This is a genomic window from Paenibacillus glycanilyticus NBRC 16618 (assembly GCF_004000805.1).
Classification (GTDB): Bacteria; Bacillota; Bacilli; order Paenibacillales; family Paenibacillaceae; genus Pristimantibacillus; species Pristimantibacillus glycanilyticus.
This window is the reverse complement of the sequence record NZ_BILY01000016.1, coordinates 1-17,665: the sequence shown is the minus strand read 5'-3', so window position 1 is coordinate 17,665 and position 17,665 is coordinate 1. Positions and strand designations below refer to the sequence as shown.

Genomic DNA, 17,665 nt, shown 5'->3' with positions numbered 1-17,665 from the left:
ATGTACGAAATTTTGATTGTGGACGATCATACGCATTTGGTGGACAGCTTGGCCATTGGACTTCCGTGGGAGCAAATGGGGATTTCCAATGTCTACAAAGCCTATTCAGGCGAAGAAGCCCTGGAGCTGCTGAATTACCGCTCCGTCGATATCGTGGTAACGGATATTCATATGAACGGGATGACCGGACTTGAATTGATTGCCCGAATCAATGAGAAATGGAAAAATACGAAGGCGGTTATTATAACCGGCTATGATGAATTTCAATATGCGAGGGAAGCGATTCAGCAGCAGGTATGCGACTATCTATTAAAACCGGTATCGAATGAGGAATTGGAGCAGACGCTGCGCACCATTATCGATCGGATTACGGAAGAAGGAAACGAGCTGCTCAATCAGCAGAAATTCGCTTACCGGTTCCGCGAAAGCCTGCCAAAATTAAGAGAAATGTTCCTGTTCGAATTGTTATCCGGCAAAAGCTACCCGTTATCGGCTTTGCAGGACAAGCTTCAATTGTACGGACTTCCTTTTTCCGCCGAGAAGGAAGCCATTCTCTTGTGCATGAGAGTAGAGGAAGACTATTCGAATACGGATCTCTATAGTCTTTCGTTGATCGAATATGCCATGTTTAATATTGTGGAAGAGGTTTTTGCGGACAAATATCATGTGGCGTATTGCAAGGATTCGCATGATTATTTGATTTTTCTGGTTCAGCCTAATCCGTCTGTGCAATCAGGCAGAGACCACTCTGCGATAATAGAAGACTTGGCGAGGCTCTCCCAGCATCAGATCAAGCTTTATTTGAAGTCGAAGGTTTCCGTTGTGCTTAGCGGCTGGGGCGGGTTCCCGAACGACATTTTGCCCATGTACCATTCCGCATTATCGATCTACACCGATTATATCGGCTACCAGACCGAAAGCTTTTTTGACGCGAAGCAAAAGAAAGAGGTTTTCGAAATCCAGCCGCTTGCGGAGCTTTATCGTTCCCAAACGTTTATGGAATTGATCGATTTGGAGCAGTGGAACGGATTCGAGAGCAAGCTTAACCGGATATTCGAAGAGCTTGAAGGCGCGGGCGGCGGAGCGCGCGAATACGGGCTGCAAATCTACGTTACCTTGCTGCAAACCTATTCTTATTATTTGCACAAGAAGGGCAAACGAATTTACGAAGTGTTCGGAAGAGAAATCGATAAGATGCTGAAGATTGATGCCGGCTGGAGCGTGGAGCCGTTAAAGGAATGGGCTTTCGGCAGCTATGTTCAAATCAAAGCTTATAGCGACAGCCGTTCGGACAACATACGGTCTGACCTGATGGAGCGAATCCGCCGGTTCATACAAGAAAATATAAAGGATATAACTCTTCAAACGGTGGCCGATCATGTCAATCTGCATCCCGTCTATGTATCCAACCTGTTTAAACAGGAGACAAAGGAAAATTTCTCGAACTACGTGCTTCGGCTGCGAATGGAGAAAGCGGTGCAATTGTTGAAGCACAAGGACTTAAAGATAAGCCAAATCGCCCATGAGGTCGGCTACCAGAAGCCGCAGTATTTCATTAAGCTGTTTAAGACCCAATACGGGATGACGCCGCAAGAGTTTAAGAACGGTTTATGAAAAGTGGGCTAAAGCTTTTACTCCCTCGAAGCAATCCTTTTTCTATACGCCTGGGGAGATATATTCTCGGCTTGCTGAAATGCCCGCGAGAAGTGATGCTGGTCCTGGAAACCGATCATTCTGGCAATCTCCTTCAAGGGATAGGAGGTTAGCATAAGCAAGTCTCTTGCCCGCTGCAGCCGAACGTGACGGACGTATTTTACGGGGGAAATGCCGTAAGCGGCTTGAAAGAGAGTACGGAGCTGCTCCTTGCTAAGCGATACAAAATCGGCCATCTCGTCCAGGGTAGGAGGTTCATGCAGCCTCTTCTCCACGTAATCGCATACCTCAAATACCCGGTTATCGAAGGCGACAGGTTCGTCGGGCAGGCGGGACCGGAGCGTCTGGCATAGCAATTGCACCCATAACGTACCCTTGGCGCGAATCCGGAGATGGCGAATCGTCTGATCCGTATTCAGCTTGAACACCGGATAGGACCCGCTTCCTTTCTCCATGGATTTCACATCCTTATCGTCGAAGAGCTGGATGAAATCGTTGTACTCGTCCGCGAGGCATCTCCATTCGGCGATGAGCCGATTAATCTCCTCCTGCGGGATATCGGAGACGATAGGGGGGAAGCTGTAGGACCGGATTAAATCAATGACGCCAATCGTAGCTTCGCAGGCAAGAGACAGGTAGCAAAAAGGCTCATCTTGACCAACCTCCTTCCAGGACTGCGCCGATTTCGAGGGGATCGATACGATATCGCCGGCCTTCACCTTGTAAGGGACATGGTTCAGCTCAATGGTTGCCGTGCCGGACAGGACGAGCCAAAAGGCGGTGTATGGAAAAATAAACAAATGGCGATGATGGACATCCGTTAATCGCCATTCCTTCAGCCAGCGGATGTTGATGTTGACATGATCAAGCGAGCTTTGATTGCTGAATTCCATAAAGTTGTTCATTTCCCAATCCCCCTTAACTATAAAAATCTGTATTTTTGAAACATTAATCTTCATTTCTGATAAATACTCGAAAAGGGCTAGATGCTATAATACTAAACATTGATAAGCATAAATACAAGTAATCCAGCAGGAATAGTGAACTTGCATTTCAGACCGGAAAACCGGATGGCGCGCTGCTTGTCTCAACATTATCTATTGGCAGGGGGAAGCCTATATGAAAAAAGTTACGCTTGGTCTTGCGGTAGTGCTCTCAACGGCAGCTATCTTATCGGCATGTTCGTCGGGGAATTCGGAGAGCAGTGCCAGCAGCGCTAATGCTTCTTCGAACGGTACGGAAAAGTCAGAGAAGGTAACCTTGAAATTCTGGTATCCGGGAACGGACGAAATTTTGACAGGGGCGGTTAAGGACGTCATTACGAAGTTCGAACAAGCCCATACCGATATCCATGTGGAGCCTACGTTTATCCCTTGGGCGGATTATTTTCAGAAATTGACGGTCGCTTATTCGGGAGGTCTGCAGCCAGACGTTCATGGCTTAGGCTTTGGTCAGCTCATCTCGACGGTAAATCAAGGTAAATACCTGGATTTAACGCCATACATTCAAAAGGATCAGTGGGCGGGCGAGAAAGATTTCTTCCCTGATATTCTTGAGGCGGGACAATATAAGAGCGGTCAGTACGGCCTGCTTCTTCCGGAAATCCGGCCGCTTGCGTGGCGCAAAGATTTCTTCAAGGAAGCCGGTCTTGATCCCGAGACTCCACCTAAGACATTTGACGAGATATTCGATTTTGCAGAAAAGCTTAAGGTCGTAAATGGGGGTACAACGGAACGCGCGGGCATTGATATTCAGACATCAAACGGAGAACAATCGTATTTATCGCTGCTGTTCTTGCTCGGCGAAGACTTCTACGATGCGGATGGTAACCCTACGTTTGATTCGCCAAAATCGATAGAGCTGGTGCAAAAGATGGTTGATTTATATAAATCCGGCGCCATTATTCCATCGAACCAGCAGCAGATAAACGGCACTCCGTTCCAAAACAGCCAAGCCGCCATATCCTTCACCTCCGCGCAAGGCATTGCGGAGCTCCGGAAAACGGTTGGGGAAGAGAACATCGGATGGGCACTGCCGCCGGCAGGTCCCGAAGGGGAACGAACAGCCCTGATGCTTGGCACATTCCTGACTGCCGCCCAGAAGACGAAGCATCCGGAAGCAGCCTGGGAGTTTATCAAATTCTTCTTCGAGGATGACAATGTACTGGAGTTTACGACAAAGACCGGCGCTATTCCGCCGCTTCAATCGTTGAAGGACGACTATGTGAAGCTAGGCCCGGCGTACGCTGCGGCATTTGAGGCTTTAAACGACGCGAAAGGCTATGGTGCCTCCGGAAATTGGGCAATTAACGTGAAATATTTGCGCCTCGCGCTGGAGGAAGCCTATAACGGGATCCGTCCTGTTGAAGAAGCTTTGAAGGCGAACGCGGATCTGGCAAGAGAGGAGATCGAGAGCGCCAAGTAAGGGAGATTAAGAGGAGAGCGGCCCTGAAAGTCATAACGGGCTGCTTTCCCTGTCCGGGAGGCACGACTAATGAACAAGGGGTTAAACCGCTTCATTCCGTATATGCTTATATTCCCAAGCGTCGTTTTGTTCGTATTGTTTATTTTGCTGCCGATCGTTTGGGTGCTCTATTTAAGCTTTACGGACTATACGATGCTGAATGCTCCGGAATGGGTAGGCTTCAAAAACTTTGAACGTCTGTGGGGAGACGAAATCTTTCATCGGGCTGTGAAAAATACGGCGTTGTATTGGATCGGTACAGTTATTCCAAGCATGGTTATCGGGCTTATCCTGGCTAACTTGCTGGCCTTGAGGCTTCGGGGGCTCGCCCTGTTTCGGGCATTCTTGTACTTGCCTGGGGTTATTTCATCCGTAGCGGTCGCGATGACCTGGTTGTGGTTGTTTGATCCGCGCCAAGGACCTATTAACGGCTTCCTTAAGTTAATCGGTTTGGAAGGCCGCAACTGGCTGCAGGACCCGAAGACTTCGCTAAGCTCCGTTATTCTCATTGGGATTTGGGTTGGCATCGGTTACGCCATGATTATTTTTCTCTCCGGTATTCAGAGTATCTCGGAAAGCTTATATGAAGCCGCAAGTCTCGACGGGGCGTCCGGCTTGCGCAAGTTCTGGCATATTACAATACCGCTGCTTAAGCCGATGACGCTGTTCCTGTTTATTACCGCTACGATTCGTTCTTTCCAGGTATTCGATCTTGTCTTCGTGCTGACGGGAGGCGGTCCGGCCAATTCCAGTACGACCGTCGTTACCCAAATCGTAGGGGCCAGCTTCCAGGAGTATAAAATGGGCTATGCGTCGGCCATGGCCGTATTCCTCCTCGCTGCAACCTTTGTTGTGACGGTTATTCAATACGCCGTGGGCAGCCGGAATGCGTCGGCCGAATAGAGGTGAACAATGAAACTGACAAAAACAGAACAAGGCATGGCGTATTTCGTCCTTGTCTTGATCTCCGCGATAACGGTCTTACCGCTTCTGATAGCTTTCTTCACCTCCATGAAGGGAGATGCCGAATTTTCGCTTGGAGCCATGAGTCTCTTGCCGGAAACCTGGCATCTGGACAATTATGCGAAAGCTTTGCAGAAGGGGGATTGGCCTACTTATTTCAAAAATACCGCAATCGTCACGATTGTTGTCGTAATCGGAAGTCTGCTGATTAACTCGCTTTCGGGCTTTACTTTCGCACGTATTTCCTTTAAAGGCAATCAGCCTATCTTCCTGGCCATGCTGGCGGGGATGATGGTGCCTGCACAGGTTGTCATTATCCCGCAGTTTCTGATTATGAAGTCGATTCCGCTATTTGGAGGGAATAACTTTCTTGGCTCGGGAGGCAACGGCTGGCTGGATAGCTATTATGCTCTGATCATACCCGAGTTGGCAGGGGCATTTGGTATCTTTATGGCACGTCAGTTTTATTTGCAGTTTCCGAAGGCGCTTGACGAGGCGGCTTTTATTGACGGAGCGGGCTATCTGCGTTTATTCTTTACGATCTATTTGCCGCAGAGCGGGCCGCTGGTTGCGACGCTTGGCATCTTCAAGTTCGTTAGCGTATGGAATGATTTCTTTCATCCGTTAATTTACACGAACAGCGAGTCGATGCGGACGCTTCAGCTTGGCCTGCAAGTGTTCCGGGGCGAGCATGGAGTTCAATACAACCTGCTCATGGCAGCGTCCCTGCTCGTATCGCTTCCGATTATCGTGATGTTCTTCGTGTTCCAGAAGCAGTTCATTCGCAGCGTTATGGCGTCCAGTGTGAAAGGATGAGGAATAGATGAAAGCCATTATGGTCATGTTTGACACGTTAAACCGGCATATGTTATCTGCATATGGCGGGCCGGATTGGATTCGCACCCCAAATTTCAAGCGATTGGCGGAACGGACCGTTGTGTTCGACAAAAGCTACGTCGGGAGCATGCCCTGCATGCCGGCCCGCCGCGAGCTGCATACGGGAAGATATAATTTCCTGCATCGCAGCTGGGGACCGCTCGAGCCCTTTGACGATTCCGCAATCGAACGATTGGGTGAAGCGGGCGTATATACCCATTTAATTACCGACCATCAGCATTATTGGGAGGACGGAGGCGGGACCTATCATCCGCGTTATCAGTCATTCGAGCTGATCAGAGGCCAAGAAGGAGATCCATGGAAGGGAGAGGTTCGTAATCCGGAAGGCGTCAATCTGAACAACCTTCATCCCATTGCCCGCAAAATGTACCGTCAGGATCGGATTAACCGCAAATATATTGTAGACGCCGGTCAATTTCCGCAGGCGTTGACGTTTGCCGGGGGGCTGGAGTTTATCGAGACCAATCATGAGGAAGATAACTGGTTTCTCCAGCTTGAGACGTTTGACCCGCATGAGCCTTTCTACAGTCCGGAGGAATTCAAGATGCTCTACGAGCATGAGTATGAGGGTCGGCTTGCCGATTGGCCCGTGTATGGTCCGGTTACGGAATCACCGGAAGAAGTAGAGCATATGCGCTACGAATATGCAGCCTTGCTGACGATGTGCGATCATTATTTGGGGAAAGTTCTTGATACGATGGACCGCCTTGATCTGTGGAGGGATACGCTGCTGATCGTAAACACGGACCACGGTTTCCTGCTAGGCGAGCATGAGCAATGGGCCAAATGCGTACAGCCATTCTACAATGAAGTAGCGCATACGCCGCTCTTTATCTGGGATCCGCGGACAGGAGTCAAGGGCGAGCGAAGAAACAGCCTGGTGCAGACCATCGACCTTCCGGCGACGCTGCTCGACTTCTTCCAAGTGGAGCTGCCGAAGGATATGCAAGGGAAGTCATTGCGTTATACGATTGAGAAAGACGAGCCGGTTCGCGAAGCAGCGTTGTTCGGCATCCACGGCGGGCATGTTAACGTGACGGACGGCCGTTATGTGTATATGAAGGCGGCGGCGTCCAAAGACAATACGCCGCTGTACGATTACACGTTGATGCCTACGCATATGCGCAGCCGGTTCCATCCGAATGAGCTGCAGCAATTGGAGCTGGCCAAGCCATTTACATTTACGAAAGGCATCAAAACGCTCCGCATTCCGGCAAAGACTTTTGGAAATCTGCATGAATACGGTACTTTGTTATTCGATGTCGAACTGGATCCGCGGCAAACCCAGCCTTTGGAGAATGCGGAGGTTGAGGCAAGGATGGTAAAGCTGCTGACACAGCTGATGAAAGAGAACGATTCGCCAGTCGAGCAATATGAACGACTAGGTCTTGAGAATACGTAAAAGTAACGAATCAAAACCAACTGGTTTCCAAATGAAGCCAGTTGGTTTTTGGCGTGAGCTGCAATCCTCCATATCCGCAATATCCAAACCATGGTATTATTCTGATAGATAGGTAAACTAGCTTGGCTATAACGTGAATGAATGAGTCAGCCATAATGGGGAGGAAGATTCAGCGATGAAATTTGGGATCAGCACCTATAGCTACTATCAAGCGCTTCAATCAGGGGAAATGGACGTTATTGACGTCATTGCCACGATTGCCGAAATTGGCGGCGAGCATGTTGAAATTGTGCCGCTTGGCTTCAATTTGACGGAGAATTCGGAATTAATTGATGACATCCGCCGTAAAGCGGACGAGGTGGGCATTGCTATCTCCAACTATCTGATAGGAGCCAATTTCGCCGGTAAAAGCGAAGCGGAATACGAGCAAGAGATTGAGCGCGTTATGCGGGAAGTGGATATTGCGGCTAAGCTTGGCGTTGGTCTGATGCGCCACGACGTGGCATCGTCGCCGGATACGTCGATCCGAAATTTCAACAACGAGCTTCCCAAGCTCGCAGAGGCTTGCCGCCGGATCGCCGATTACGCGGCTGCGAAGGGAATTACGACAACGGTTGAAAATCATGGTTATTTCCTTCAAGCCAGCGATCGTGTCCAGGCACTCCTGCATGCAACGGACCGGGACAATTTCAAAACAACGCTGGACGTCGGCAACTTCGTTTGCGTAGACGAAAATCCGGTTGTTGGCGTCTCCAATAATATCGAGTATGCGGCTATGGTACATATTAAAGATTTCTATGTGCGTCATCCCGAAAGCGACCTTGGAGACGGCTGGTTCCGCTCCGCACGCGGCAATTATTTGCGTGGAGCCATTGTAGGCCAAGGCGATATCGACATGTGCCGGGTGCTCGGCATTGTGAAAAGCTCCGGCTATGACGGCTATATTTCCGTTGAGTTCGAAGGCTTGGAGCCATGCCGTTTCGGCGTTCAGCAGGGACTCAATCAATTGAAGAAGATCTGGCAATCTCTTTAATAAGGCCTTAACAGAGGAGCGATACTAACGCTCCTCTTTTTGTTCGCGATATAGCAGTAAATTTGTTTCCCGCTATTCCGATTTAACATAAGGAGTGTATAATCACTACTAGAAAAAGACGGAATGTAGGTGGATGCCATGCTGTCGCTAAGAGATCACTTCCAACATGAACTGTTCGTGAATCAAAATAGCGAGCTGACGCAATTTTTATTAAACCGGATTTTGAGCATGAGATCGGAATTCGTCTGCATTACGACCTTCCATGACGGCGAATTTATTTACGCCAACGATTCCGTTGTTCGAAGGCTGGGCTATAGTGACGAAGAGCTGCTTAAGCTTAATGTTTTTGATCTGGGGATTTGGACGAACGCGGTGGAGCGGGACAATGTCATGTCCGCTTTGGAGGAGAGCGGATTGATCCAGGATTTAGAGATCGAGGTCAGAGACCGGCAGAATAATATCGTGACCTGCGTCCTGAATTTGGAGTTGATCAACATCTTGGCGAAGCCGTGTATTCTGATCGCGGGCAGAGACATCTCAATCGTGAAAGCCATCGAGAAAAATAAATACGATGAAATGAAAGAAGAGCTTCTGCAGACGGTTCGTTCCGTGAACGGCTTTGTGATTCAAATGAAGAAGAGGGAAGACGGCGAGCTTTATTACGTCCTGGCCGAAGGGAGAATCGCGGAGGAGCTTGGTTATACGACGGCTAACAGCTATGGGAAAACGGTCAGGGAAATATTCCCTTTCCTCTACAAGACGGAGGGGCAATATTATGACCGGATTCTCCAAGGGGAAACGATCAGCTTCGAAACCGAGCTGCACGGAAGAAGCTTATACAAGACCTTAATCCCTTATTACAACCAGGGCCGCGTAACGGGAATTATTGCAACGGCCGTCGATATTTCCGAGCGGAAAAACATTGAAAAGATGCTGCGCTTGTCGGAGATGAATGCGGCGCTTGGCGAATTGGCTGTTGGCGTGGCGCATGAGATTAGAAATCCGCTGACGGGCATAAGGGGATTTGTTCAGCTGTTAGGCGAAACATTGAAAAGGTATGGCATTGAGAAAGAGCAGCGCTATGTCGAGCTCATCCAGACGGAGCTTTCCCGCATTAACGATCTGGTCAGCGAAATGTTATGGCTCCGCAAGCCCAAAGAGAGCAGCATGGAAACGATCGATATGTTGAAGCTGGTAAACGATATTCTTCCCCTCATCCAAGTGGATACGAATATGAACAATATCCAGATGGACACTTACGGGGTTGTTGCCGGCAGGTCGATTAAAGCCAATGTCGCTTTATTGAAGCAGGTCATTTTGAATCTATGCAAGAACAGCATTGAAGCGATGGAATCGGGAGGCAGGCTGGTACTTGGGCTGCGGGAAGCAGATCATACCGTCACTTTGTTCGTTCAGGATTCGGGGCCGGGAATTCCGCCTGACGTGATGGATAAGCTGTTTACGCCGTTTTTCACGACCAAACAGTCAGGCAATGGCTTAGGGCTGTTTATCTCCAAGCAAATTATTATTGAAATGGGCGGGGAACTGACGATAGAGACGAGTTCAACAGGGACCGTCGTGTCCGTTACTTTTCCCGTGGAGATGGATAATGATCAGGATGAAGAAAAGAGTATTTGATCGCGAAAAGATCAAATACTCTTTTTTGCCAGTATTCCTTTTTACTCGTTATGCGTGTCGATGATTTCTTCCATTACGGAGGAAGGCTCCTGACTAGCTGCAAGCACCTCTTGGTCGGTCTCGCTGGTGCCTTGCATTTGTTCGGCAGCTTGCGCTTGACGGTTTAATTGCTTCTCTACTTGTCCGATTCCATGAGCGCCTTGATGGCCGCGGCTTGATGTCATAGGTTTCTCCACCTTTCTTCTATGTCGTGCAACCGGTATATTAATCGGCCTGAATAGTATATCCAGCTAAACCAGAATAATGATCGGAAGTATCATGGGTCTGCGTTTTGTTTTGGCGTACAGGAATTTTCCGACCGACTCTTTCAAGCTTTGCTTGTAGAGATTCCAAGGCTTATGGAGCTTGTTCTCCTTCTCCAGCAGCTGTTCCATTTCCTGAAGTGTGATCCGGTGTACTTCCTCCATTAATCCTTCCGATTCCTTGACGAATACGAAACCGCGGGAAATAATGTCCGGTCCGGAGACAATCTTGTTGTCGTTCTTCCCGATCGTAACCACAATAATGAGAATGCCGTCGGCAGACAGCACCTTGCGGTCGCGCAGCACCACGTTGCCTACATCGCCGATCCCTAGCCCGTCGACGTAGGTATCTCCATTCGTAACGCTTCTTTCGTGAAAAGCCTCCGAGCCTGCAAAGTCCACGACATCGCCGTTATTCAGGATAAAGATATTGTTTGCTTTTACCCCAACGGATTCGGCTAATTCGCGATGCAAGTGCAGCATCCGGTATTCGCCGTGTATGGGAATAAAATATTGCGGCTTCATAAGCGTAAGCATCAGCTTCAGCTCTTCCTGGCTGGCATGTCCGGATACATGCATGCCGGTGCTTGATCCGGAGCCGTAAATAACCTTGGCTTTTCTCTCGAACAGATTGTCCACGATTCGGGCAACATTCCGCTCGTTCCCCGGAATAGGGGAGGAGGCAAAAATAACGGTATCGCCCGGATGAACGGCTAGCTGCCGATGATTGCCGCTGGCAATCCGCCCCAATGCGGCCATAGGCTCGCCTTGACTGCCCGTGCACATCACCGTGATTTCATTTCGTTTGTATTTATTGACTTCGGCAATGTCCACCAGCATATTGGAAGGCATATTAAGGTAGCCCAACGTAGAGGCGATATCCACCACATTAACCATGCTTCTGCCGGCCAGGGCGATTTTTCGGTCAGTTTTGACCGAGGCGTCAATAATTTGCTGAAGCCGATGGACATTGGATGCGAATGTTGTGATAAAAATCATGCCGTCCGCATTATAAAAAGCTTCCTGAATATTCGCCCCAACCAGACGCTCGGATGGGGTAAAGCCCGGACGTTCCGCATTGGTGCTTTCGGATAACAGCGCTAATACGCCGTTTCTCCCGATCTCTGCCATCTTGTGAATATCGGCGTATTGGTTATTGACCGGAGTAAGATCGAATTTGAAATCCCCGGTATGGACCACCGTTCCTTGGGGAGTATGGAATACGATGCCTAGGCAATCCGGAATACTGTGGTTAGTGCTGAAAAAGCTGACGGGAACCGTTCCCAAGGTAATCTCCGACTGCGGTTCAATCTGATGAAGGGTTGTTGAACCCAGCAGACCATGTTCTTTCAGCTTCCCTTTGATTAGACCAAGCGTAAGCCTTGTTGCATAAATAGGCATGTTTAATTGTTTAATAATATAGGGGATTCCGCCAATATGATCTTCATGACCATGCGTGACGACAAGGCCGCGGACTTTGTTCTCATTTTCGATGAGATACGTAATATCCGGAATAATCACATCAATGCCAAGCAAGCTTTCATCCGGAAATTTAGATCCGCAGTCTACAACGATCAGATCTTCGCCGCATTCGATGACGTACATGTTTTTTCCGATTTCATTAACCCCGCCAAGAGGGATAACCGATAATTTGTGATTCTGATTTGCTGCCATGCGTGCCTCCGCCTATCCATGTTTGTTATTTCTTCATTTGGTTGGTTTACCCGTTCCCAAAGGCCATTATTCCAGAAGAGATTGATTAAAAGCTGAAGTTTAGTTATGATAAAAGAAGGAACATATGTTCCTATGTTCTCCGTTGAAGAAAGGGGATTGCCATGGCTGTCGAGATCAGAGATATCGTCTCCAAGAGTATTCTAAGCGAAGCAAAGGGTTACTTGGATATCGGCTTTACCCATTCCCTTAATCCATATAGCGGGTGTTCGTTTGCCTGCAAATATTGCTATGTGAGAGAAATGCCGATCCAGAAGTTCAAACAGATCCCATGGGGAGAATGGGTGGACATTAAGACCAATGCGGCGGACATTTACCGGAACGAAGTGAATAAGCTGCGCCGGAAAAATAAGCCGATCAATATCTTTATGTCCTCTGCAACGGATCCTTATCAGCCGATCGAGCGGGAAGCGGGGATTACAAGGCGAATTTTGCAGGAAATGCTGGAGGCTCCTCCCGATCTGATTCAGATTCAGACGCGCAGCCCGCTTATTAGGAAGGACCTCGATCTTATCGTGTTGCTCAAGGACAAATGCGAGGTTCTAGTATCGATGACGGTAGAGACGGACCGCGAGGATATGAAGCGGTTATTTGCTCCCTACGCGCCGGGCATCAAGCTGAGGCTGAAGGCTCTGAAAGAGGTGCATGACGCCGGGATAATGACGCAAGCTGCAATCTCTCCGGTGCTGCCTTTTACGCCGGATTTCCCAAAGGCACTGGAAGGAATAGCGGACCGGATCTGGATCGATACGCTAACAATCGGAGATGGTTCCATGGGGAAGAGGTCCAAGCGTTTAGGCATGCCTCAGCTGTTTGACGACCATGACCTGACGGATTGGTACCGCAGCGATATTCATTCCAGAGTCGAGTCGTACTTTCGGTCGTTCTATCCAGGCGAGATGATCCATGTGTCGAAGAGCGAAGCATTTCCGCTTAATTAAGCATGAATTTCAGTAGCCCTTTTTCGGTTTTTTGGTATGATGAATGTGGTAGATTCTTCAATATCTTATTGTTCGGCAGAGGGGGCCATATGAATGTTGTTAGGGCAAAATTCGAAGCTGGTCATGATCGGGGACTCCATTACGGATTGCGAACGGGCTAGACCTAGGGGAGAAGGGCTGTTTGGCGCTATCGGGAAAGGGTATGTGTCGTTGGTGGATGCGCTGTTGACCGCAGCTTATCCAGAGCTGGGTATCCGCGTGGTGAACATGGGAACAAGCGGCAATAACGTTCGGGATTTAACGGACCGCTGGGAAACGGATGTGCTGGATCTGAAGCCGGACTGGCTGTCTATTATGATCGGCACAAACGATATTTGGAGGCAATATGATTTGCCCGCTCAGACCGAGCAGCATGTCTACATAGACGAATATGAAGAGAAGCTGGAGGCTCTGGTGGAGCGCACCAGACCAACGCTTCAAGGGCTTGTGTTAATGACTCCATTCTATCTTGAGCCGAACGAAGCGGATCCGATGCGCAGAACGATGGATCAATACGGTCAGGTTGTCCAAAAGCTGGCATCCAAGTATGATGCCCGTTTCGTGGATACGCAGGCGGCGTTTAACAAGGTGCTTGGACATATTTATCCGGCAACTCTCGCTTGGGACCGGGTTCATCCCAATATGTCGGGTCATGCCGTGCTTGCCCGGGCTTTTCTGCAAGCGATTGAATACGATTACAACCGCGGGTTGTAAGGCGGCATGATGTAACCTTTTGCTTACGCTCCCCGTCTGTTTTGGAAAGGGTGAATGGGGGAGAACGTTATTAGAGCGGGTATTGTACTTCTGTTCATCCTTCTGCTTACCGCATGCGGGGGCAAGGCGCAGGAGAAGGAAATCGACGCTGACATAGAAGAGAGGATGAATCATCCAAAGCTTGTGCACAAGGACGACATGTTCGAGTTTAAGCTGAATATCGAGAAAACGTCCTTTGCTGCTAATGAGCCCATTCCGTATTCCGCTAGTCTGACGTACGTTGGAGACGACGATTCATTTACCGTCTGGGGTGGACATACAGTCGTCGGATTCCGCATCACGGACGGATTGGAATTTGATATGCAGGGAGTAAGTACGACGGAGCTGACGTCAACGAAGCTTATAAAGGGCAAGACGGTTGACTATCCTTTCGTGAAGAGCGGCGGCTATAGCAGCGATGACCCAAAGGCGGGTTTCTGGCGGGAGTTTTACTCCGAGAAGGAACTAATTCTATCTCCGGGAAACTATTTGATAGAGGCCGTGTGTCTATTTTCGTTGGACGAATCGGTCGTTCACAGTCATTACAACACAAGCGTCTATACGATGATTACGGTGAAATAAAAGAAAGGACCACTGCTGGCAGTGGTCCTTTCTTGATTTTGTTCTAATGAGCCCGGCTTGGTTTAGCCTTCTTTAATTCTTTATGGCCATTCGGATTCGACGATTTGTTAAGCTCTGCAATCAGCTTGTCGCCTTCAACGTCCAGGTTTGGAAGAATGCGGTCCAGCCATTTCGGCATACCCCATGCTTTGTCGCCAAACACGGCCATAATAGCCGGAACAAGTGCCATGCGGACGAAGAATGCGTCAATAAGAATACCGATGGTGAGGGCAAAGCCGATTTGCTTCAGCATAATATCTTCGGTCAGAATGAACCCGGCGAAGACGGATACCATGATAACGGCTGCCGCCACAACGACGCGGCTTGCTTGCTTATAGCCATCAACCACGCTAGTTGTTCCTTTATGTCCATGGACATAAGCTTCCCGCATGGAACTGACAAGGAAGACTTGATAGTCCATCGCAAGGCCGTACAGGATGCCGGATACCATAATCGGCATAAAGCTGAGAAGCGGGCCGCCGGTATCAAAGCCGAACAGATCATGCAGCCAGCCCCATTGGAACACTGCGGTTGTAATCCCGAAGGTAGCGAGGATACTAAGCAGGAAGCCGATAGTTGCTTTCACCGGAACGATAATGGACCGGAATACGAGCAGCAGAATGATCAGCGACAAGATTAGAATGATGCCGATATAGAGCGGGAATACCTCAGCCAGCTTTGCCGACATATCGATGTTAATCGCGGTGAAGCCGGTAACGCCAAGCGTCACTTTGTTAGATTGCGAGATGCTGGAGTCTTGATCGCGTAGCTCTTTTACGAGCTTTTTGGTCTCGTCGTCCGTAGGACCCGATTTCGGAATAACGCTGATAATCCCGATATCGCCGGTCTTGTTAATGCCCATTGGCGTAACAACCGCAACATCGTCATGCTGTTGGATATCCTGCACAAGCTTGCCGAGAAGTTCAGGCGTAACCTTGTCGGAGGAGCTTGCAGGCTCGGCAACGAGCAGAAGCGGCGAGTTAAAGCCTTTGCCAAAACCGGCCGAGATCGCGTCAAAGCTTTGTCTAGCTGGCGTATCCAGATTTGCGGTATCGCCGGATGGCATGCCTAATTTCATGTTGGCTGCCGGAATGGATGCCGCTCCAAGAATAACAATCACGCCTACAATCACAAGCCAGCGGCGTCGTACAACTCCGCTTGCCCAGCGATGAGCCGTACCTTGACGGGCAACACCCGCTTGTTCGTTGTTTTTCTTCCGCGCTTTCTCGGAAACGATCCGTTCGCCAACCAGACCAAGCAATGCCGGAAGCAAAGTCAAGGCTACAAGGACGTTAATGAAGACACTTGCTGCAGCAACAAGCGCCATAGCGGTCAGGAAGTCGATATTCATAACAACCATGCCGCATAACGCGATAATAACGGTTAACCCCGCGAAAAATACCGCACTGCCAGCCGTACCAACCGCACGGCTTGCCGCTTCGCGGGCGCTAAGGCCCTGATCCAGGATCATGCGGCGCTGGCGGTTTACGATAAACAGGGAATAGTCGATGCCGACGGCTAGACCAACCATCATAGCAAGCGCCGGCGTGATGTCGGTCATCGGAATAAATTTGGAGAGGGAATAAGCGCCCCCAACGCTAATGCCTACACCCAGCAATGCGGTTACAAGCGGAAGACCGGCCGCAACAACAGAGCCTAGCGTAATAAACAGAACAACCGCGGCAACAACGATACCAATTCCTTCTGTAGCTCCGATTGCCGGTTTGCCTACAAGCGTATCGCTTGGCAGGGCTTTAATGCCCAGGTTTGCTTGTTCAACAGCCGTAACGTCATCCACGACAGAGTCGATTACTTCCTGCGGAAGGGACATTTGCTGCACGGTGAATTGGAATTGGAACAAAGCGACGTTGCCGTCAGCTGAAATCATAACGCCGGGTACCGGATTGCCTTCAACAATCAACGGACCGTATGGAGCAGCCGCAGCCGCTTGAGATGGATCGGTCTGCGTGGCGCTTTGCGAAGCGTTTTGCTGCTCGCTGCCGGCAGTCGCATTGCCGGATTGAGCCGCATCCGTTGCCGTTGCGCCTGCCGCGGCAGCTGCTTCAGCCGGATTAATGACATATTCAATGCCGTACACATCGGTAATAGCTTTCGTAATCGCTGCTATACGATCGGGAGTATCCAGCCGTTCGCCTTTCGGCGCGGTAAATACAACGCTTGCTTGCCCGCCCGAAGCTTCCGGCAGTTCTTTTGCCAGCTGATCCAATACCTTTTGCGCTTCCGTGCCCTTGATCTTCATTTCGGAGCTGGTGTGAATGCCGTTAATGCCGATTAGGGCGCCAACAACGCCAAGAATGGCGATCCACGCAATGATAAAATGCCAAGGCTTGTTATAAGCGGTTTTGCCTATTTTGTACAGGAAAGTCGACATAACAGTGTGGTTCTCCTTTTATATAGGGAATAAAATCTAAAAACCGTTTTTCAAGTAGTTAAACATGTCATCTAAATATTGATCGAGCGGGATAGAGTCCGGCGACTCTTCCGCTGATTGACCCGGGAACAGGATGTTGCCGCTGCCATACAGCATCGGAAGCGCGGCGCCGTAAGAAGCGCCAACGAGCAGCTGAATGTAGCCCTTAGCATAGTTGTCTTCGAACAAATCGAGCAGCAATTGCTCGGCCATGCCTTGATGGCTATGAAGAGCGCTGAGAATGTAAGGCTCCAGGGTAGGGTGCTGTTTGGACAGCTTTACGAGCTCGCGCGTTTTTTTGAACAGGCCAGCGGTAAGCTCCATCCGGACCAGATGCTCCATAACCTCAAGCGGAGTGGAGTTCTCCGTCAATCTCTCGATGAGCTGCTGCACCTCATCCACGTTGTTGAAGGCGGAAGCCCCCATAACAACCGCTTCTTCCTTGCAGGAAAAATGATTCGCAAACGTTCTTCTCGAATATCCCGCGCGCTGCACAACATCCTCCACTACAAAACTGTCCATCCCGCGTTCCATCGCGAGATCAAATGCCGCCTCCGCAAGCGCATTAGCCGTTGCTTCTCTTTTGACATCACGCAAGCTTTGCTTGTTCATCGTAGACCGGCCGCGTGCCTTCACCTCTCTTCGTTCGTTGCTCAATGGGCAACAATTGTATAAGTATATTATTGCCCAATGGGCAATGATGCACAACGGGCAGAGTTTGACGGTTTTGTGGCGGAAGCTGTTGCAGCAGGCAAAAAGCCTGCTACAGCGCAGCCCGGTGCTCGGCGCGCCCGCGGG

At 49.6% G+C, this 17,665-nt stretch carries 15 protein-coding genes; 10 read left to right on the top strand and 5 right to left on the bottom strand.

Annotation, left to right across the window (positions count from 1 at the left end; all coding sequences use genetic code 11):
* A complete protein-coding gene (locus tag PGL01S_RS14475) occupies positions 1-1,614 on the top strand; it encodes a response regulator transcription factor (protein ID WP_164775474.1) in 1,614 nt (537 codons plus the stop codon).
* A gap of 17 nt (positions 1,615-1,631) precedes the next feature.
* Here PGL01S_RS14475 and PGL01S_RS14470 read toward each other — a convergent pair whose 3' ends face one another.
* Positions 1,632-2,558 carry an AraC family transcriptional regulator gene (locus tag PGL01S_RS14470; RefSeq protein WP_164775473.1) on the bottom strand — a complete coding sequence of 309 codons (927 nt, stop codon included), beginning with the start codon at positions 2,556-2,558 and terminating at the stop codon, positions 1,632-1,634.
* Between the two features lie 214 nt (positions 2,559-2,772).
* Here PGL01S_RS14470 and PGL01S_RS14465 point away from each other — a divergent pair, with 214 nt between their 5' ends.
* The 6 genes from PGL01S_RS14465 (at position 2,773) to PGL01S_RS14440 (ending at position 10,049) form a co-directional block, all read left to right on the top strand.
* Positions 2,773-4,077 (top strand): ABC transporter substrate-binding protein, encoded by a 1,305-nt coding sequence (locus tag PGL01S_RS14465; RefSeq protein WP_127495326.1) that lies wholly within the window; start codon positions 2,773-2,775, stop codon positions 4,075-4,077.
* A 69-nt stretch (positions 4,078-4,146) separates the two neighbouring features.
* Positions 4,147-5,019 carry a carbohydrate ABC transporter permease gene (locus PGL01S_RS14460; protein WP_127495325.1) on the top strand — a complete coding sequence of 291 codons (873 nt, stop codon included), beginning with the start codon at positions 4,147-4,149 and terminating at the stop codon, positions 5,017-5,019.
* 9 nt (positions 5,020-5,028) lie between these two features.
* The gene (locus tag PGL01S_RS14455) at positions 5,029-5,895 is read left to right on the top strand and encodes a carbohydrate ABC transporter permease (RefSeq protein ID WP_127495324.1); all 867 of its coding nucleotides are present in this window, start codon (positions 5,029-5,031) and stop codon (positions 5,893-5,895) included.
* A gap of 7 nt (positions 5,896-5,902) precedes the next feature.
* Positions 5,903-7,378 carry a sulfatase gene (locus tag PGL01S_RS14450; RefSeq protein WP_127495323.1) on the top strand — a complete coding sequence of 492 codons (1,476 nt, stop codon included), beginning with the start codon at positions 5,903-5,905 and terminating at the stop codon, positions 7,376-7,378.
* A 175-nt stretch (positions 7,379-7,553) separates the two neighbouring features.
* Entirely contained in the window at positions 7,554-8,411 is an 858-nt protein-coding gene (locus PGL01S_RS14445) for a sugar phosphate isomerase/epimerase family protein (protein ID WP_127495322.1), read from the top strand.
* Between the two features lie 138 nt (positions 8,412-8,549).
* Positions 8,550-10,049, top strand: a complete 1,500-nt coding sequence (locus tag PGL01S_RS14440; protein WP_127495321.1) for a PAS domain-containing sensor histidine kinase — start codon at positions 8,550-8,552, stop codon at positions 10,047-10,049.
* Positions 10,050-10,090: 41 nt separating this feature from the next.
* Here the strand turns inward: PGL01S_RS14440 and PGL01S_RS14435 are convergent, their stop codons facing one another.
* Together PGL01S_RS14435 and PGL01S_RS14430 are read right to left on the bottom strand one after the other, a co-directional pair.
* Positions 10,091-10,273, bottom strand: coding sequence for a hypothetical protein (locus PGL01S_RS14435; RefSeq protein WP_127495320.1), 183 nt, complete (start codon positions 10,271-10,273; stop codon positions 10,091-10,093).
* Positions 10,274-10,339: 66 nt separating this feature from the next.
* Complete coding sequence (locus PGL01S_RS14430) at positions 10,340-12,025, bottom strand: ribonuclease J (protein WP_127495319.1); 1,686 nt, start codon at positions 12,023-12,025, stop codon at positions 10,340-10,342.
* Between the two features lie 161 nt (positions 12,026-12,186).
* Between PGL01S_RS14430 and PGL01S_RS14425 the strand changes: the two genes are divergently transcribed.
* The 3 genes from PGL01S_RS14425 (at position 12,187) to PGL01S_RS14415 (ending at position 14,397) form a co-directional block, all read left to right on the top strand.
* Positions 12,187-13,023: an SPL family radical SAM protein gene (locus PGL01S_RS14425; RefSeq protein ID WP_127495318.1), complete on the top strand. Its 837-nt coding sequence runs from the start codon at positions 12,187-12,189 to the stop codon at positions 13,021-13,023.
* 93 nt (positions 13,024-13,116) lie between these two features.
* Positions 13,117-13,776 carry an SGNH/GDSL hydrolase family protein gene (locus PGL01S_RS14420; protein WP_127495317.1) on the top strand — a complete coding sequence of 220 codons (660 nt, stop codon included), beginning with the start codon at positions 13,117-13,119 and terminating at the stop codon, positions 13,774-13,776.
* A 54-nt stretch (positions 13,777-13,830) separates the two neighbouring features.
* Positions 13,831-14,397 carry a hypothetical protein gene (locus PGL01S_RS14415; protein ID WP_127495316.1) on the top strand — a complete coding sequence of 189 codons (567 nt, stop codon included), beginning with the start codon at positions 13,831-13,833 and terminating at the stop codon, positions 14,395-14,397.
* Positions 14,398-14,440: 43 nt separating this feature from the next.
* Here the strand turns inward: PGL01S_RS14415 and PGL01S_RS14410 are convergent, their stop codons facing one another.
* Complete coding sequence (locus PGL01S_RS14410; RefSeq protein ID WP_127495315.1) at positions 14,441-16,828, bottom strand: MMPL family transporter; 2,388 nt, start codon at positions 16,826-16,828, stop codon at positions 14,441-14,443.
* Between the two features lie 36 nt (positions 16,829-16,864).
* Positions 16,865-17,479: a TetR/AcrR family transcriptional regulator gene (locus PGL01S_RS14405; RefSeq protein WP_244935594.1), complete on the bottom strand. Its 615-nt coding sequence runs from the start codon at positions 17,477-17,479 to the stop codon at positions 16,865-16,867.
* Positions 17,480-17,665: the final 186 nt, after the last annotated feature.